A 15600-nucleotide genomic window follows, 5' to 3' on the forward strand; every position below is an offset into this window, starting at 1 on the left:
CCACAAACGTAAGGGTTTTTCCTTAACTTTATGGTTTGAGAACCATAAAAAAATCGAAATTTGAATTTTTTAGCACATATTTACCTTTCTGGCGATAATAATGATATTAAAATCGGGAATTTCTTAGGTGACTTTGTAAAAGGCAATCTCGATAATATTCATAACTCACATATTAAAAAAGAAGTTCTTCAAGGCATTGCTTTGCATAGAGCTATTGACTCTTTTACTGATTCTCATGAAGTAGTAAAACAAAGTATTGAAAGACTTCACCCAAAATATCATAAGTTTTCTGGGATTGTGGTAGATATGTTTTATGATCATATTTTTGCAAAAAATTTCTCTGAATACTCTTCCATACCACTTACTGCATTCAGTCAAACTTTTTATCAATTACTCATAGAAAGAAAAGAGGAAATTCCTAAAAGTATGGACAGATTGGTAAATTCCATGATTTCAAGAGATTGGTTGAGTAATTATGCCAACTACGAGGGAATCGAATGGTCATTAAGAGGAATTTCACAACGCTTAAAATTTAAATCGGGAATAGAATTCGCCGTGGAAGATTTAAAAAATGATTACGAATTGTATAAAAAAGAGTTTGACATCTTTTTCCCTACATTAATTAACTACTGTCAAGTATTTTTAGCTCAACAAAAAAATGCCTAAATCAAGTACCGAAGTTTTAAAAGATTTAAAGAAAAAACAATACGCTCCCTTGTATATTTTACATGGCGACGAGCCTTATTATATAGAAAAAGTCGGCAATTATTTAGAAGAACACGCCCTTAGTCCTGCGGATAGAAGTTTCAATCAATTCATACTTTTTGGCAAAGATGTAAATGTACCTTCATTACTTTCGTATGTGAAGCGTTTTCCGATGATGGCTGATAAACAATTAGTTATTGTAAAAGAGGCTCAGAGTATTCAAGGAATTGAACAAAAAGAAATGCAATTGGCATTAGAAAATTATGCCAAAAACCCTTTGAATTCAAGTATTCTGGTGCTGATGTTCAAAGATGCCGTTGATGAAAGAAAGGCATGGGTAAAAGCATTTGATAAAAATGGCGTAGTGATGCCATCAAAAAAACTTTACGATAATAAATTGCCCGATTGGATTTTAGAATATTGCCATGAACAAGGACTGAAAATCAGTAGAAAGGCAATTGAAATGCTGGTTGAAAATGTGGGAAATGATTTAAAAAGATTAGCTTCTGAAATCAATAAAATCGTTTTGAATCTACGAGTAGATGAGGAAATTAATGCACAAGTAGTTGAAAAATTTGTCGGAATCAGCAAAGAGTATAATTATTTTGAATTTCAGAAAGCCTTAATCAACCGTGATGTGTTGAAAGCCAACCAAATTGTCAACTTTTTTGCTGCTAATCCAAAAGACAATCCCATCGCTCCGATTGTGCTAATGCTTTTCAATTTTTTCTCTAAAGTATTACTCACGCATGTTACGCCTGATAAATCTGAAAAAAACTTAGCGACTGTCTTGGGAGTTAATCCATTTTTCACCAAAGACTATTCATTGGCGGTTAGAAACTATAATTTGATGAAAGTGATTCATATAATCAATGAAATTAAAAAATTAGAATTAAAATCAAAAGGTATCGAAGGTGGCTCATGGTCGGATGCTGAGGCTTTAAGGGAAATGACTTTTAAGATTTTACATTAAAGTTAATCGTTTTATCAAGTTCAGGATATTATCACAATTCAATACAAGTAATGTACTCTATGTAATCGGAGTCATTATTTCCATAAATATTTGATAATTAGCAAATTGAAGTACCAATCAGCAAACGCTGTTTACTAAACAGTATTTAAGAGGCTTTGTAGGGTAAAGGATAAAACCATTTTATTTCTTAAATTAGTGGAATTAATTCACTTAATTTATCACTTCATGACCAACAAAAACTTTTACTCATTGCTTTTGCTGATTGTTTTTTGTGTCCCAGCGATGGCACAACAATCAAGTCAGTACAATGGTAACACTCGTTTTGAACAAATGGGAAATATGTTGCCTACACCCAATGCTTATCGAACGGCTTCGGGAGCTCCCGGAAAAAGCTATTGGCAAAACCGAGCAGACTACGACATCAAAGCAGAATTGAATGATGCCAATCAATCAATGACAGCCTCTGAAGTAATTACCTACAAAAACTTCTCGCCAGACGAACTTACTTATTTGTGGGTTCAACTTGACCAAAACAATTTCCAGAAAAATGGTATTGCTCAATTAACACAAACATCAAGTTTGAGTGATAGAGGTACTTCATTTGGTAGATTGAGTAGTTCAACGGGGCTTTTATCTCCAAAAGAGTATGGCTACAAAATTACTTCGGTAAAAGACAAAGCAGGCAATGCTTTGAAATATACCATCAATGAAACAATGATGAGAATTGATTTACCGACTCCATTAAAATCTGGCGGAATCTTCACATTTTCAATTGATTGGAATTTTAATATCACAGATGCTATCGCAACACGAGCCAGAAGTGGTTATGAGTTTTTCCCTAAAGATGGAAATTACTTGTACGAAATGGCTCAGTGGTTTCCAAGAATGTGTGTGTATGACGACGTAAACGGCTGGCAACACAAACAATTTTTAGGACAAGGCGAATTTACTGTTCCATTCGGCGACTATAAAGTAAGTATCACTGCTCCAAATGATTTTGTCGTTTTGGGAACTGGAGAATTACAAAATCCTGCACAAGTACTTTCGGCAACACAAATTAAAAGATTAGAGCAAGCCAAAAATGCTACTCGTCCTGTATTGATTGTAACACAAGACGAAGCAACAGCTGCTGAAAAATCAAAACCAAGTGGTAAGAAAACTTGGGTTTTTGCAGCACAAAATGTAAGAGATTTCGCTTTTGCTGGTTCAAGAAAATTTCTTTGGGATGCCATGCAAGTAGATATTGAAGGTAAAAAAGTATGGGCAATGTCAGCTTATCCAAAAGAAGCTAATCCACTTTGGGGACAATACTCTACTATGTTGGTAGCACATACTTTACGCTCATATTCAAAGAAAACAATTCCTTATCCCTACCCTGTTGCACAATCAATTCATGGGCCTGTGGGCGGAATGGAATATCCGATGATGTCTTTCAACGGAGCAAGACCAGAAGCTGATGGTACTTATTCAGAAGGTACTAAAAACTTTTTGATTGGTGTAGTTATCCATGAAGTAGGTCATAACTTCTTCCCGATGATTATCAATTCAGACGAACGTCAATGGTCGTGGATGGATGAAGGTTTGAATACTTTCTGCGAGCAAATGGCTGAAAAAGAATGGGATAGAAATTTTGATGCTTCTGGTGAGCCACAAGACATTGTGCCTTATATGAAAACCGACAAAAGCCAACAAGTACCAATTATGTCGAGTTCAGACAATATCATGGCTTTTGGACCAAACGCTTATACAAAACCTGCAACAGCTTTGAATATTTTGAGAGAAACTGTAATGGGCAGAGAATTATTTGATGCTGCTTTCAAAGAGTACGCTCGCCGTTGGGCATTTAAGCACCCAACTCCTCAAGACTTTTTCCGTACTATGGAAGATGCTTCGGGTGTAGATTTAGATTGGTTCTGGAAAGGTTGGTTCTATGGAGTTGAACCTGTGGATTTATCTTTAGAAAATGTAGAATGGTTTGGTATTGACAATCTTTCACCAGAAAAGAAAAATGAAAATGCCAAAGCTGAGGCTGAAGCGAAACGTCAGACGATGAGTAATATTCGTAACAAAACGGATATTCCCAAAACTGTGGTAGAAGAAAATCCTGACATGAGAGATTTTTATAATAGCTACAATAAATTTGCGACAAGTGAAGCCGACAAAAAGAGATTTGAGCAAACTGTTGCAAGCTTGAACGAAGATGAGAAAAAATTGGTAGAAAGTAATAAAAATTTCTACGTACTAAACGTAAAAAATGTAGGAGGTTTGCCTATGCCAGTAATCGTAAAAGCTAATTATGAAGATGGAACAAGCGAAGTATTCCGTTTCCCTGCTGAAATCTGGCGTTTGAACGATAAAGAAATTAAGAAAGTAATTCCTACTGATAAAAAAGTAACGAATTGGGTACTTGACCCATTCTTGGAAACAGCGGATATTGATACAAAATCGAATATTTTCCCAAGAGAGCCAGAGCAACCAACTCGTTTCCAAGTATTTAAACAAAATAGACCTGCTCAACCAAACCCTATGCAATTACAAAAGCAGACACAAGGTGGAGCAATTCAAGGAGCTAAAAACTAATATTTTTTAGTATAAAATTTTACTCATAAAAATCCCGAACAGCATTGTTCGGGATTTTTTTTTACAGAAATTACTCCAAATTTTTACTGAGCTTCAAATTGAAAAAATAAGAAACTCCTAAAATTACTAATAATACAATTACAGGAATAAATGGAGTACCAGTAGCAACGTGTGTCCAAATAGCCCCGATAAAAGTGAAAGTAAAACCTGCATAAGCCCATTCTTTCAGTTTACTAAACCATGGATTTACCAAAGCAATCGCTCCTAATAATTTAGCCGTTCCTAAAATTGGAATAAAAAATGAAGGATACCCCAATTGCTTGAAATTATTCATCAATTCAGGATTTTTTGTTAGATACATTATACTGCTCATCAACATCGCTGTGGATATTAAACCAGTACTGAGCCAATAAATTATTTTGTCTTTTTTCATTTGAATATTTTTTTTGAACAAAATTCAAAAATTTTATGGCAGTCATTACTATTAGTTTCTTTCAAGAAAGTAGTTTCCTATAAGAAACTAATATTCGTTTTTGAAAGTATATTGATAAATTGTAAAAAAAATCAAATCTTATGACGATACAGACAACAAGTAAACATGCACTTTGTAATGAAGACCACACTCAGGCCATTTTGGCATCAAGAGATGTGATGGAACTTCTAAGCGGAAAATGGAAAATTGCCATCATCGCTACTTTAAGTTTTGAAGGTAAAAAACGCTTTATGGATTTAAGCAGAGCCAAAAGTCTTGAAGGCATTGGTGCAAAAATACTTTCAAAGGAACTCCAGAATCTCGAAAGTAATCAATTAATTACCAGAACGGTTTGTCATACCAAACCCATAACCGTTGAGTATGAAATTACAGAATATGGCAAAACGCTCAATAGTTTAATTACAGAAATGATAAAATGGGGTTTAGAGCATCGAAAACGCATAATGACTTTGTAAATTTATATTTAATCAAGTATAGTTTATAGAATGAATAAACATTCACATTGATTTTAACCTATTTTATCGAAAAACTTAACTTTATTCTGCTGAAATCTCCAATTAAAAACGTATTTGCTACAAAAGCATATTATCTTTGAAAATTTTATAGCTTTGTTTATTGATAACTATTCTTTTGAATTGCTTTAATTTGGTTCGATATGCGATACAAGTCTTTTATTGTCTTTTTAATTTTCTTCACTTGGTCTTGTACTGAAAAAACCGCAGAAAAATTTACGATTGGTTTTTCGCAATGTACAAGTGCTGATTTGTGGCGAAAAACGATGGAAGACGATATGAAAAGAGAATTGTCGTTTAATCCAGAAATTAATTTTGAAGTAAAAGACGCACAAGGAAATAGTTCTATCCAAATTGCTCATATTCAAGAATTAATCGACCAACCCATTGATTTATTAATTGTTTCACCCAATGAAACTATCCCTATCACTCCTATCATTGAAAAAGCATACAACAAAGGCATTCCCGTAATCATTATTGATAGAAGAAGTAATTCACAAAAATTTACTGCTTATGTTGGAGCTGATAATTTTGAAGTAGGTAAAAATGCAGGAGATGAAGCTAAAATTCTTTTGAAAGGAAAAGGTAATGTCATCGAAATATCAGGCTTAACTGGCTCTTCACCAGAAATCGACAGACATAATGGTTTTCTGAAATCAATTTCAGAAAATACAGGCATCAAATTTCTTACAAAAATTAATGGAAATTGGGAGCGTAATTCTTTTGAACCACAGTTGGAAAGTTTCCTACAAAAAAATAGTAACGTTGACCTTATTTTTGTTCACAACGATAGAATGGCATTGGGAACTTATCAAGTATGTAAAAAATTAGGACTTGATAAAAAAATAAAAATTATTGGCGTTGATGGTTTATCAGGCAAAGGACAAGGAATTGATTTGGTTGATAGAGCGATGTTGAGTGCCACGATTCTTTATCCAACTGGCGGCGAAGAGGCTATCAGAACCGCTATTGATATTTTAAAGAAAAAGCCCTTCAAAAAGGAAAACATTTTGTCAGTCACGGTTATTGATAAAAACAATGTTAGAATCACAAAACTGCAAAATGAAAAAGTATTCAAGCAACAGCAAGATATTGAGCGAAGACAAAACCGAATTGAAGAACAAAATATCATTACTCAAAATCAAAGCTATATAATTTATGGCATTTCATTTACTTTGGGACTTGCCATCGTACTGGGTTTGATTTCATATTTTTCTTTAAAAGAAAACAGAAAAATTAATCAAAAATTAGCGATACAAAATCAAGAAATTTCTGAGCAAAAAAATCAGTTAATAGCCATTGGCGAAAAAGCACAATTAGCCCATGAAGCAAAATTGAAATTTTTTACCAACATTTCGCATGAGTTCAAAACCCCGCTGACTTTAATTTTAGCTCCTTTAGATGATATACTTTCTTCGAGTAAATTTAAAGATGCGAATTTCAGACAAGATTTACTCTTGATAAGAAAAAATACCCTTCGACTTTTGCGTTTGGTAAATCAGTTGATGGATTTCAGAAAAGTAGAGGGACAAAAAATGCAAATCAAATCTGAAAAACATGATTTGATTCCATTTTTGAATGAAATTATGGCATCCTTCAAAAAAATTGCTCAACAAAGAAATATTGATTTCAGAATTATTTGTAGCCAAACAAAATTATTTACCTACTTCGACCCAAGTTTATTAGACAAAGTAATTTTTAATGTGTTGTCGAACGCTTTTAAGTTTACAGAAAATAATGGGCGAATTTACTTGTATCTTGAAGTTTGTGCGAATAATCAAATTCAAATCAAAATTGAAGACACAGGAATTGGTATGAGTGCTGAGGAAAGTAAACACGTTTTTGAAGTATTTTACCAAGCCGAAAGCAACAAAAGAATGGGAACAGGCTTAGGCTTGGCACTTTCCAAAGAATTGATTACGCTTCACAACGGCGATATTTTTGTAAATAGTCAGAAAGGAAAAGGAACTACATTCACAATTTTATTGCCTTTGATAGAAAAGAGAGACGAAAAACTTGAAGAAATTGTTAAAGAAGAATTTGCGATTCAACAGTCATTTGAATTGTATCAAGCTGATATTGAGGTTTTTAAATTTGAGAGTACAGAATCTACTTCACAACAACATTCAGTTTTGATTATTGAGGATAACCAAGAGTTGATTCAAGTGATAAATCGTAAGTTACAACCTTATTTTAAAACTTATTTAGCTATGGACGGTGATAGCGGACTGAGAAGTGCCTTTGAAAATATTCCAGATTTAATTATCAGTGATATTATGTTGCCCGGAAAAGATGGGGTTTCTTTGGCTTCCATTTTGAAAACCGATTTTAGAACTTCGCACATTCCTATTATTTTACTAACAGCAAAAAATAGTCAAGAACAGCAAGTGGAAGGAATCAAAGCTGGTGTAGATTTATATATCACCAAGCCTTTTAATTTAGAAGTACTGACGGCGAACATAAATACACTCATCAAAAATAGAAATATTTTAAGAGAGCATTATACAAGTGAACTGCCAATTGATGCGAATGGAAATCCAAATAAAATTGACAAGAAATTCATCAACGATTTTATTTCTTACATTGAAGAACATCTTGGCGACCCTAATTTGAATGTTGATGAAATTGGAAAACAACTGGGTTTGTCAAGAGTACAATTATACAGAAAAGTAAAAGCCTTGCTCAATTATAGTGTCAATGATTATATACAGCAAGTAAGATTGAACAAAGCAAAACATTTATTGAAGCAAGACAATATGAGTATTGCAGATATTGCTTTCAAAGTTGGTTTTTCCTCGGCAACTTATTTTTCAACTGCCTTCAAAGCAAAATTTAACAAGACTCCTTTAGAATATAAAAATTCATAATCTTAACATATCGTTCAAAATCAAGCACCAAATCACACTTGGTGCTTTTTTTATGCTTTTTCTCAATTAAGTCCTATATCAGCTTTGATACAATACTGAAAAAACTGTTTACAGTTTTTAAAAATATAGCTTAATTCTATAAAATTGATAATTCATAAATCGTTAAAATTCAACATTTTATCTCAACAAAATAACATTGATACGATATTTAACTTTTTTGAGATATAATTTGACTATTCGTAGTGATATTTTACAGTACTTTTGACAAAAACATAAACACTAAATGAATAACAATAAAGTATTAGCTTGGTCGATAGTCGTTGCTTTAGGCGGCTTTTTATTTGGATTTGACACTGCTGTAATTTCAGGAGCAGAGAAAGCCATTCAACAATTATGGAATTTATCATCTGTTGAACATGGTTTTACCGTTTCGATTGCCTTAATCGGTACTGTTATCGGTTCATTGTTGGGTGGAATTCCGACAGATAGATTAGGTAGAAAGCAAACTTTGATTTGGATTGCGGTTGCTTATTTTGTTTCGGCTCTTGGTTCAGCTTTAGCGAGCGACTGGGTGATTTTTTTAATTTTTAGATTCTTAGGAGGTCTTGGTGTTGGAGCTTCATCGGTTGCCGCTCCGATGTACATTTCTGAAATTTCACCTGCCAAGTCAAGAGGTAAATTAGTTGGACTTTTCCAATTCAATGTAGTTTTCGGAATCTTGGTTGCGTATTTCTCAAACTACTTTATGCAAGGAATTGCCGAAAATGATTGGCGATGGATGTTGGGTATTCAAGCAGTGCCATCAGTTATCTTTTTTGTGGCTTTATTAAATGTTCCAGAAAGTCCACGCTGGTTGATTATGAAACATAATTTGGTAAAAGAAGCTAAAGAGATTCTTGATATTATTGACCCAAGTACCAGTGAAGAAACTTTACAAGCGATTATTTCTGCCAATGAGACAACACAAAGTAAGCCTAAAGAAAATTTATTCTCAGGAAAATACAAATCACCAGTTACTTTAGCCGTTTTATTCGCTGTTTTTAATCAAGTATCGGGTATCAATGCTATTATTTATTATAGTCCAAGGATTTTTGAAATGACAGGCTTAGGAACAAAGGCAGCATTTTTATCATCAGCGGGAATCGGATTGGTCAACTTTTTATTCACTTTATTAGCCATCAATTTTATCGACAAATTCGGTAGAAAAGTATTAATGACGGTTGGCTCGTTCGGTTTAATTATCACTTTAGGTTTAGTAGCCAGAGCTTTCTTTATCAATGATTTTACAGGAGTACCTATTTTCTTATTCGTTTATATTGCCTTTTTTGCCTTTTCGCAAGGTGCGGTAATTTGGGTATTTATTTCTGAAATTTTTCCTAATGAAGTGCGTGCAAGTGGTCAGTCTTTAGGAAGTTTTACACACTGGATTATGGCAGCAATTATCGCTTTTTCATTCCCGATAATTGCCGATACATTCGGAGGTGGTATTACTTTCTCATTCTTCTGCGGAACAATGATATTACAATTATTATTTGTTTGGAAAGTAATGCCAGAAACAAAAGGTACTTCGTTAGAACAAATCGAAAAATCAATGATTATTCATTAATTTATTGATAATCAAAGACATAAAAACTATTATCCAATTTTTGCTTATAAAAACACAATGAAAGAACAAGTAATTTGCTTTGGAGAAATGCTTTGGGATATGCTTCCATCAGGAAAGCAAGCTGGCGGAGCTCCAATGAATGTAGCAATTCACCTTAAAAATTTTGGACTTCCTCCTTTAATGATTAGTCGAGTAGGAAGTGACGACTTAGGGGTAGAATTAATACAATTTTTAAAAAATGAAGGTATTTCTACTGAATTAGTACAAGTAGGAAATACACATTTAACAGGCGTTGTAAAAGTAAATTTGGATGATAAAAATGAAGTAACCTACAAAATTGTTCAGCCAGTTGCTTGGGATTATATACAGCTTGATGAAAATTTGATTCAAAAAGTAAAAGAAGCTGATATTTTTATTTTTGGAAGTTTAGCTACCAGAAGTAACCAATCAAGAGAAACCTTGTACGAGCTTTTGAAAATTGCCAAAACTAAAATTTTTGATGTAAATATTCGTCCCCCACATTATTCTCAAGAAGGAATTGAATATTTATTGAATGCTTCCGACATCGTAAAAATGAATCATCACGAATTGGCAGAGGTTGCTGCTTGGTATGAAATTGAAGGTGATGAAGAAACAAAAATCAAAAGCTTGTATCAAAAATTCAATTTAGATATTCTTTGCGTAACGCTTGGTGCAGACGGAGCAGCCGTTTTATCAAAAGAAGGATATTTCACACAACATGGTTATAAAGTAGAAGTACAAGACACTATCGGTAGTGGAGATTCGTTTTTGGCTGCATTTATTTCAAATATTTTGAAAGGGACACCTATTCAAGAAGCCTTGAAAATTGCTTGTGCTGTTGGAGCTTTAGTGGCAACGCATCGTGGAGCTACGCCTCGCATTTCGGATGAAGAGATTGCTAAAATCATTAATCAATAGATTTAAAAAAGCTGATTTTCAGAAATTTCAGCAAAAAATACAGAGTACAATTAAGCTTAACTATTTTCTATTCAGTATTTCTTATGAAATAACTGTTTGAAAATAGTGGTTCATAATAAAATTGGATTTTGGAAAAGTCAGTGTTTTACGCTGACTTTTTTTGATTTTATGGATGTCAGCTAATTTTCTTTTCTACTTATCCAGACCAAAGGAACTTGTAAACCTACAATTGACGTTTATTAAATTCAGAATTAATAAAAAATGCCATGTCAGGAACTTTTGAAGAACTCATCTCCTCTCCCACACCCGTTGTAATTGACTTTACTGCTGCTTGGTGTGTTCCTTGTAAAAAAATCACGCCAATTTTGAGTCAGTTAGTAGATGAATTAGATGAAGAAATCTCAGTGATAAAAATTGATGTCGATAAAAATCCAGCTTTACGAAAAAAATATAATATCACGGCTGTTCCAACTTTGATTGCCTTTAAAAATGGAAAACAAAAATGGAGACATACAGGTATGATTACTTTAGTAAAAGCCAAACAAGCGATTAGAGGAATTTTGTAAGTGCCACTAAATAAAGGAATTAAGCCCAACTTATATGATGAGCTTAATTCCTTTATGGTATTTGCCTTTATCTACTTTACTAAAAAGTCTTATTAGCTTCTAATGCTTCTTTTTCCTTTAAGACTTCATCCCAAAGTGAATCTCCACATTCTTCGTTGAAAAAAGGAACATAAGTGTTTTCTCCCCAAGACACTTCTTGATATTCTGATGATGTATTTTCCATGATATTTAATTGTTAAAATTGAAGTTTTTCTTCAATGAATTGATAATTATTTTGTTACTGTTTCGATTTTGCTCAAGTATGATATTTGATAAATATCAATCAAAAGAAACAAACAGAATGGTCTGTCTTTTGTTTTCACTAAATTATTTAATTCCTTTTCTAATCAAAAAAGCCTTTATTAAATCCGCAGCTTCTGCATGATGCTCTTCTAATACGAAATGTCCACCATTTAATAAGCTAATTTGTGCGTCTGGAATATCTTTTTTAAATGCCTTAGCCCCAGCAGCCACAAACAATTGATCATTTTTACCTGAAATCACCAAAGTAGCAGGTTGGTATTTTCTGAAATAGGCTTGCCAATCCTGATACAATGGAATATTAGTTCCATAATTTCTGAACAAAGCCAATTGTATTTCATCATTGCCTGTTCTGTTCAGATAATACTGGTCAAGCGTGTAACTTGCTGGACTGATTTTATTAACATTCTCAGCACCGTTGGTATATTGCCATTTGGTGGCTTCTAAAGTCAAAAAGAATCTGGCTTCTTTTTCAGTTTCAGGATTGGGGGTTTGCAAATAAGCAACTAAAGGTTTAAGTACTTCGCCCAAGCCTTCATTATAAGCGTTGGCATTTTGTACAATTAATGCTTGAATCATCTCTGGACGGCGTGTTGCAATTCTAAAACCAACAGGTCCACCATAGTCTTGAACGTACAAACTAAACTTTTTAAGTCCCAGAATATCAATAAATTGATTGACCGTATTAGCTAAATTATCAAAAGTATATTGATATTCTTTTGGCGTTGGAGCACTACTTTCTCCAAAACCTGGATAGTCAGGAGCAATTAAATGATATTCATTTGATAAATCATTGATTAAATCTCGGAACATGTGCGAAGATGAAGGAAATCCATGTAGCAATAATAAGGTTGGTTTGTTGTTATCGCCAGCTTCACGATAAAAAATTTCTAATTCACCTACTTTAACTTTTTTGTGACTAATTGTTTGATGGCTCATACTTTTAGAAGAATGATTTCCTTTTTTTGAAGGAGTGTTGCTTGAGAAGGAAGTTAGTACACTACCCAACAGCATGATTGAAATAATAACTCGTGTTTTCATTTGAATAAAATTTATACAGACCGTTCTGTCTTGAGTGAATAAAAAAAATACTATAATAATTTTTCAGCAATTTTTCGAGCAGTTTTTACTGGCCAACTACTCTGATAAACTTTACTTGAAACTAAAGCTGCATCAAAAAGTACATAAAGCTCATCGGCTAATTCTTCTTTTTGCTCGTCGTTCAAAACCCTTGTAAATAGATTTCTTATTGAATCCTTTTGAGCTTTAATCAATTCTGTAACTTTCGTATTTTCCTGTGGTAATTCAGCACTAATATTGAGAAAATTACAACCATTAAAAGAAGTAATTTCAGTCATTTCAATTAAAAAATCAAAAATGCCTAATACTTTATCTTTGGGGTTCTCAAATTGACTAACTACCAATTCCAACTGCTGTTTGGTAACTCTACTGGTTACATTCAAATATTCAATTAACAAATCTTCTTTTGAAGGAAAATATTGGTACAAACTTGCCTTCGCAACTTCTGCTTCTTTGATTACTTGATTGATTCCCGTGCTATTATAGCCTTGCTTGTAAAATAAACGGGAGGCTGTGTCTATGATTCTGCTTTTAACGTCCATATTTTTAATTTGATAGACAAATGTAGAAAGCATTTCCAATACAGACAAGTCTGTTCGCACATATTTTTTATTTATTTTAAAACTCACAAAATAATTCAACCCATTTTTTTATCAATGCTACTCTTTCTTTGATAAATCTTGGCGTAAAAAAGTAGTTCGACCAATCTTCAAAATGCTGAAAATGATATTTAAAGTAATACATCCAGAACATAAAGCCTAAGTAAGGAATCGCTTTCAATTCTTCATCGGACAAGGCTCTATTTGCTCGATAGGCTTTTATAAAAATTTCAAAATCTTTATCCGCCTGTTCTTGTGAAGTGGCTTTATGGTGAACATGAAGAAAATAATGGACGAAAAATGTCATTAAATCATTCACTAAAAATCCTTTTCCCATAAAATCAAAATCGAAAAAAGTAATGTTATCATGTTCATCAAAATGAAAATTTTTGGGCAAATAATCATAATGACAGTAGCCATAGCTAAACTTTTGCGTATCAAAGGATTTCATTTTCGCTATAACCTGAAAAGCAGTACTTTTTAAGTACTCATACTCTTCGGGCAAATCTTTAAAAGCTGGTTTAATAATTTCTAAAGGCTTAATCAAAGTTGAATCAATGTCATACATTTCACGAGAAAAATCTAAAGAAATTTTTGAGACAATAGTATGATTCAAAGCCATTTCTCGTCCAAGTACTATTAACTGACTTTCATTCAAATCATATACAGGTTTTCCTTTGGCATAAGAAAACAAGACTCCGTAACGATTCCCTTCTGCTACTTTAAACATTTGAATATCGTTACCTTCTTTATCAAAAATTGGAAAAGCTACTTTTGCTCCCTCCTGTTTTAATAAATGTAAAATCTTTACCTCAGCTTCAATTTCATCCAGTTTTCGGTGCGTATTTCGATAAATCTTAAAAATATATCGCTCTGATTCACCTTCCAACAAATAAGTATCACTCACATTGCGGATTAATAAACGGCAAGACATTCCTTCAAATCCATATTGTTGATTTAAGAATTGCTCTAATGCTTTGGTGGAAACTGTTGAGTATTGAGTAGGAAAAATTGTATCCATCGCTGATTGTTTTTTGAAAAGGATGGCAAAGATAGTAAAAGCATAATGATAATGGTAGAATAGCTTTGGTATGATTTTTTTTTAAAATATTCTTTAATTAGCTTGCAATTTAATTGTGTACAATTTAATTTTACACAATAATAATTACAACAATGGATATTTTAAAACTTGAAAACCAACTTTGTTTCCCAGTTTATGCCTTATCAAGACATATTACTTCCTTATATCGTCCTCATTTGGAAGCAATCGGGCTTACTTATCCGCAATACTTGGTGATGATGGTACTCTGGGAACATCAACAAGTGACGGTAAAAGAATTGGGTCAAAAATTATGGCTCGATAGCGGAACACTTACTCCATTACTCAAAAGAATGGCTGAAAATGGTTTATTGACTCGAAAACGTGCTGAACAAGACGAAAGAGTAGTAAATATTAGTATTACAGAAAAAGGAGAAAACTTAAAACAAGAAGCGGCAAGTATTCCTGAAAAACTTTTTAAGGAATTGGCTACGGATGAAGAACAGTTTTTCTTACTTCAAAAACAAATTAATCAAATATTATCAGTAAAATCATCACAAAACGTTTAATATCAATCAATTATCAATGGAAAAATTATATACAGCCGTAGCTACTGCTACTGGCGGAAGAAACGGAAAAGTAAAAAGTTCGGACGGAATTTTAGATTTAGAAGTACGTATGCCTAAAGCTTTGGGCGGAGCAAACGATAATTATACTAATCCAGAGCAATTATTTGCAGCAGGTTATTCAGCTTGTTTTGATAGTGCTTTGAAATTGGTAATAAAAATGGCAAAAGTTACCACTGGCGAAACCTCAGTAAAAGCAGCGGTAAGTATTGGTAAAATTGAGAATGGTGGCTTTGGCATCGGCGTAGAATTATTCGTCAATGTTCCTGGCGTTGAGCAAGCAAAAGCAGAAGAACTGGTACACCAAGCACATCAAGTTTGTCCATACTCAAATGCTACCAGAGGAAATATTGAAGTAGCAATTACGGTGACAACTGAGGGTTAAGAATCTGTTTTACCCAAAAAGAAAAAGCCTTCAAAATCAGATTTTGAAGGCTTTTTCTTTGGTGATCCCGCTGGGACTCGAACCCAGGACCCATACATTAAAAGTGTATTGCTCTACCAACTGAGCTACGGAATCGGTAATCGGCAAGCCGATTGTATATATAGAGTGTGTCCTCTGACACGAAGGGAAAATTACCACTGGCAATCTTCTGTGATCCCGCTGGGACTCGAACCCAGGACCCATACATTAAAAGTGTATTGCTCTACCAACTGAGCTACGGAATCGGTAATCGGCAAGCCGATTGTATATATAGAGTGTGTCCTCTGACAC

The 15600-nt window shown here is 33.4% G+C and carries 15 protein-coding genes and 2 tRNA genes; 10 read left to right on the forward strand and 7 right to left on the reverse strand.

The features are described 5' to 3' along the window. Positions 1–60 precede the first annotated feature (60 nt). From VB248_RS03025 to VB248_RS03035, 3 genes are all read left to right on the forward strand, one after another. Positions 61–666, forward strand: a complete 606-nt coding sequence (locus VB248_RS03025) for an acyl carrier protein phosphodiesterase (protein ID WP_323295253.1) — start codon at positions 61–63, stop codon at positions 664–666. Further along, the gene (gene holA, locus VB248_RS03030; RefSeq protein WP_323295254.1) at positions 659–1678 is read left to right on the forward strand and encodes a DNA polymerase III subunit delta; all 1020 of its coding nucleotides are present in this window, start codon (positions 659–661) and stop codon (positions 1676–1678) included. Before VB248_RS03025 ends, holA begins: the two co-directional genes overlap by 8 nt. A 282-nt stretch (positions 1679–1960) precedes the next feature. Further along, a complete protein-coding gene (locus VB248_RS03035) occupies positions 1961–4258 on the forward strand; it encodes a M1 family metallopeptidase (RefSeq protein WP_323295255.1) in 2298 nt (765 codons plus the stop codon). 70 nt (positions 4259–4328) lie between these two features. Here VB248_RS03035 and VB248_RS03040 read toward each other — a convergent pair whose 3' ends face one another. Beyond that, positions 4329–4691, reverse strand: a complete 363-nt coding sequence (locus VB248_RS03040) for a DoxX family protein (RefSeq protein ID WP_323295256.1) — start codon at positions 4689–4691, stop codon at positions 4329–4331. A gap of 140 nt (positions 4692–4831) precedes the next feature. On the opposite strand from VB248_RS03040, the gene VB248_RS03045 reads away from it, so the two are divergent. The 5 genes from VB248_RS03045 (at position 4832) to VB248_RS03065 (ending at position 11241) form a co-directional block, all read left to right on the forward strand. Then, positions 4832–5206 (forward strand): winged helix-turn-helix transcriptional regulator, encoded by a 375-nt coding sequence (locus VB248_RS03045; RefSeq protein WP_323295257.1) that lies wholly within the window; start codon positions 4832–4834, stop codon positions 5204–5206. 200 nt (positions 5207–5406) lie between these two features. Beyond that, positions 5407–8130 (forward strand): substrate-binding domain-containing protein, encoded by a 2724-nt coding sequence (locus VB248_RS03050; RefSeq protein ID WP_323295258.1) that lies wholly within the window; start codon positions 5407–5409, stop codon positions 8128–8130. Between the two features lie 283 nt (positions 8131–8413). Continuing rightward, positions 8414–9736 (forward strand): sugar porter family MFS transporter, encoded by a 1323-nt coding sequence (locus VB248_RS03055; protein WP_323295259.1) that lies wholly within the window; start codon positions 8414–8416, stop codon positions 9734–9736. Positions 9737–9793: 57 nt separating this feature from the next. Next, a complete protein-coding gene (locus tag VB248_RS03060; protein WP_323295260.1) occupies positions 9794–10675 on the forward strand; it encodes a carbohydrate kinase family protein in 882 nt (293 codons plus the stop codon). Between the two features lie 266 nt (positions 10676–10941). Next, a complete protein-coding gene (locus VB248_RS03065) occupies positions 10942–11241 on the forward strand; it encodes a thioredoxin family protein (RefSeq protein WP_323295261.1) in 300 nt (99 codons plus the stop codon). 79 nt (positions 11242–11320) lie between these two features. Here the strand turns inward: VB248_RS03065 and VB248_RS03070 are convergent, their stop codons facing one another. The 4 genes from VB248_RS03070 to VB248_RS03085 all read right to left on the reverse strand — a co-directional run bounded on the left by VB248_RS03070 (position 11321) and on the right by VB248_RS03085 (position 14241). Further along, a complete protein-coding gene (locus VB248_RS03070) occupies positions 11321–11464 on the reverse strand; it encodes a hypothetical protein (RefSeq protein ID WP_323295262.1) in 144 nt (47 codons plus the stop codon). A gap of 143 nt (positions 11465–11607) precedes the next feature. Next, complete coding sequence (locus tag VB248_RS03075; protein ID WP_323295263.1) at positions 11608–12582, reverse strand: alpha/beta fold hydrolase; 975 nt, start codon at positions 12580–12582, stop codon at positions 11608–11610. A 50-nt stretch (positions 12583–12632) separates the two neighbouring features. After that, on the reverse strand, positions 12633–13163 hold the full coding sequence (locus tag VB248_RS03080; RefSeq protein ID WP_323295264.1) for a TetR/AcrR family transcriptional regulator: 531 nt from the start codon (positions 13161–13163) through the stop codon (positions 12633–12635). 76 nt (positions 13164–13239) lie between these two features. Next, the gene (locus VB248_RS03085; RefSeq protein WP_323295265.1) at positions 13240–14241 is read right to left on the reverse strand and encodes a phosphotransferase enzyme family protein; all 1002 of its coding nucleotides are present in this window, start codon (positions 14239–14241) and stop codon (positions 13240–13242) included. A gap of 152 nt (positions 14242–14393) precedes the next feature. Between VB248_RS03085 and VB248_RS03090 the strand changes: the two genes are divergently transcribed. Both VB248_RS03090 and VB248_RS03095 read left to right on the forward strand, forming a co-directional pair. Then, positions 14394–14828, forward strand: coding sequence for a MarR family winged helix-turn-helix transcriptional regulator (locus tag VB248_RS03090; RefSeq protein WP_323295266.1), 435 nt, complete (start codon positions 14394–14396; stop codon positions 14826–14828). A 16-nt stretch (positions 14829–14844) separates the two neighbouring features. After that, positions 14845–15270 carry an organic hydroperoxide resistance protein gene (locus VB248_RS03095; protein WP_323295267.1) on the forward strand — a complete coding sequence of 142 codons (426 nt, stop codon included), beginning with the start codon at positions 14845–14847 and terminating at the stop codon, positions 15268–15270. Between the two features lie 59 nt (positions 15271–15329). On the opposite strand, the gene VB248_RS03100 is transcribed toward VB248_RS03095, so the two are convergent. After that, positions 15330–15405, reverse strand: a tRNA-Lys gene (locus VB248_RS03100). Between the two features lie 76 nt (positions 15406–15481). Further along, positions 15482–15554, reverse strand: a tRNA-Lys gene (locus VB248_RS03105). Positions 15555–15600 lie beyond the last annotated feature (46 nt).

It is taken from the genome of Arcicella rigui (assembly GCF_034929435.1).
Classification (GTDB): Bacteria; Bacteroidota; Bacteroidia; order Cytophagales; family Spirosomataceae; genus Arcicella; species Arcicella rigui.

What these genes read in the sequence shown, in the direction of transcription:
- VB248_RS03050 (WP_323295258.1), top strand. Translation starts at nt 5,407, where the DNA reads ATGCGATACAAGTCTTTTATTGTCTTTTTAATTTTCTTCACTTGGTCT.
- VB248_RS03035 (WP_323295255.1), top strand. Translation starts at nt 1,961, where the DNA reads ATGGCACAACAATCAAGTCAGTACAATGGTAACACTCGTTTTGAACAA.
- VB248_RS03065 (WP_323295261.1), top strand. Translation starts at nt 10,942, where the DNA reads ATGTCAGGAACTTTTGAAGAACTCATCTCCTCTCCCACACCCGTTGTA.
- VB248_RS03055 (WP_323295259.1), top strand. Translation starts at nt 8,414, where the DNA reads ATGAATAACAATAAAGTATTAGCTTGGTCGATAGTCGTTGCTTTAGGC.
- VB248_RS03075 (WP_323295263.1), bottom strand. Translation starts at nt 12,582, where the DNA reads ATGAAAACACGAGTTATTATTTCAATCATGCTGTTGGGTAGTGTACTA.
- holA (WP_323295254.1), top strand. Translation starts at nt 659, where the DNA reads ATGCCTAAATCAAGTACCGAAGTTTTAAAAGATTTAAAGAAAAAACAA.
- VB248_RS03060 (WP_323295260.1), top strand. Translation starts at nt 9,794, where the DNA reads ATGAAAGAACAAGTAATTTGCTTTGGAGAAATGCTTTGGGATATGCTT.
- VB248_RS03095 (WP_323295267.1), top strand. Translation starts at nt 14,845, where the DNA reads ATGGAAAAATTATATACAGCCGTAGCTACTGCTACTGGCGGAAGAAAC.
- VB248_RS03090 (WP_323295266.1), top strand. Translation starts at nt 14,394, where the DNA reads ATGGATATTTTAAAACTTGAAAACCAACTTTGTTTCCCAGTTTATGCC.
- VB248_RS03070 (WP_323295262.1), bottom strand. Translation starts at nt 11,464, where the DNA reads ATGGAAAATACATCATCAGAATATCAAGAAGTGTCTTGGGGAGAAAAC.
- VB248_RS03080 (WP_323295264.1), bottom strand. Translation starts at nt 13,163, where the DNA reads ATGGACGTTAAAAGCAGAATCATAGACACAGCCTCCCGTTTATTTTAC.
- VB248_RS03045 (WP_323295257.1), top strand. Translation starts at nt 4,832, where the DNA reads ATGACGATACAGACAACAAGTAAACATGCACTTTGTAATGAAGACCAC.
- VB248_RS03085 (WP_323295265.1), bottom strand. Translation starts at nt 14,241, where the DNA reads ATGGATACAATTTTTCCTACTCAATACTCAACAGTTTCCACCAAAGCA.
- VB248_RS03040 (WP_323295256.1), bottom strand. Translation starts at nt 4,691, where the DNA reads ATGAAAAAAGACAAAATAATTTATTGGCTCAGTACTGGTTTAATATCC.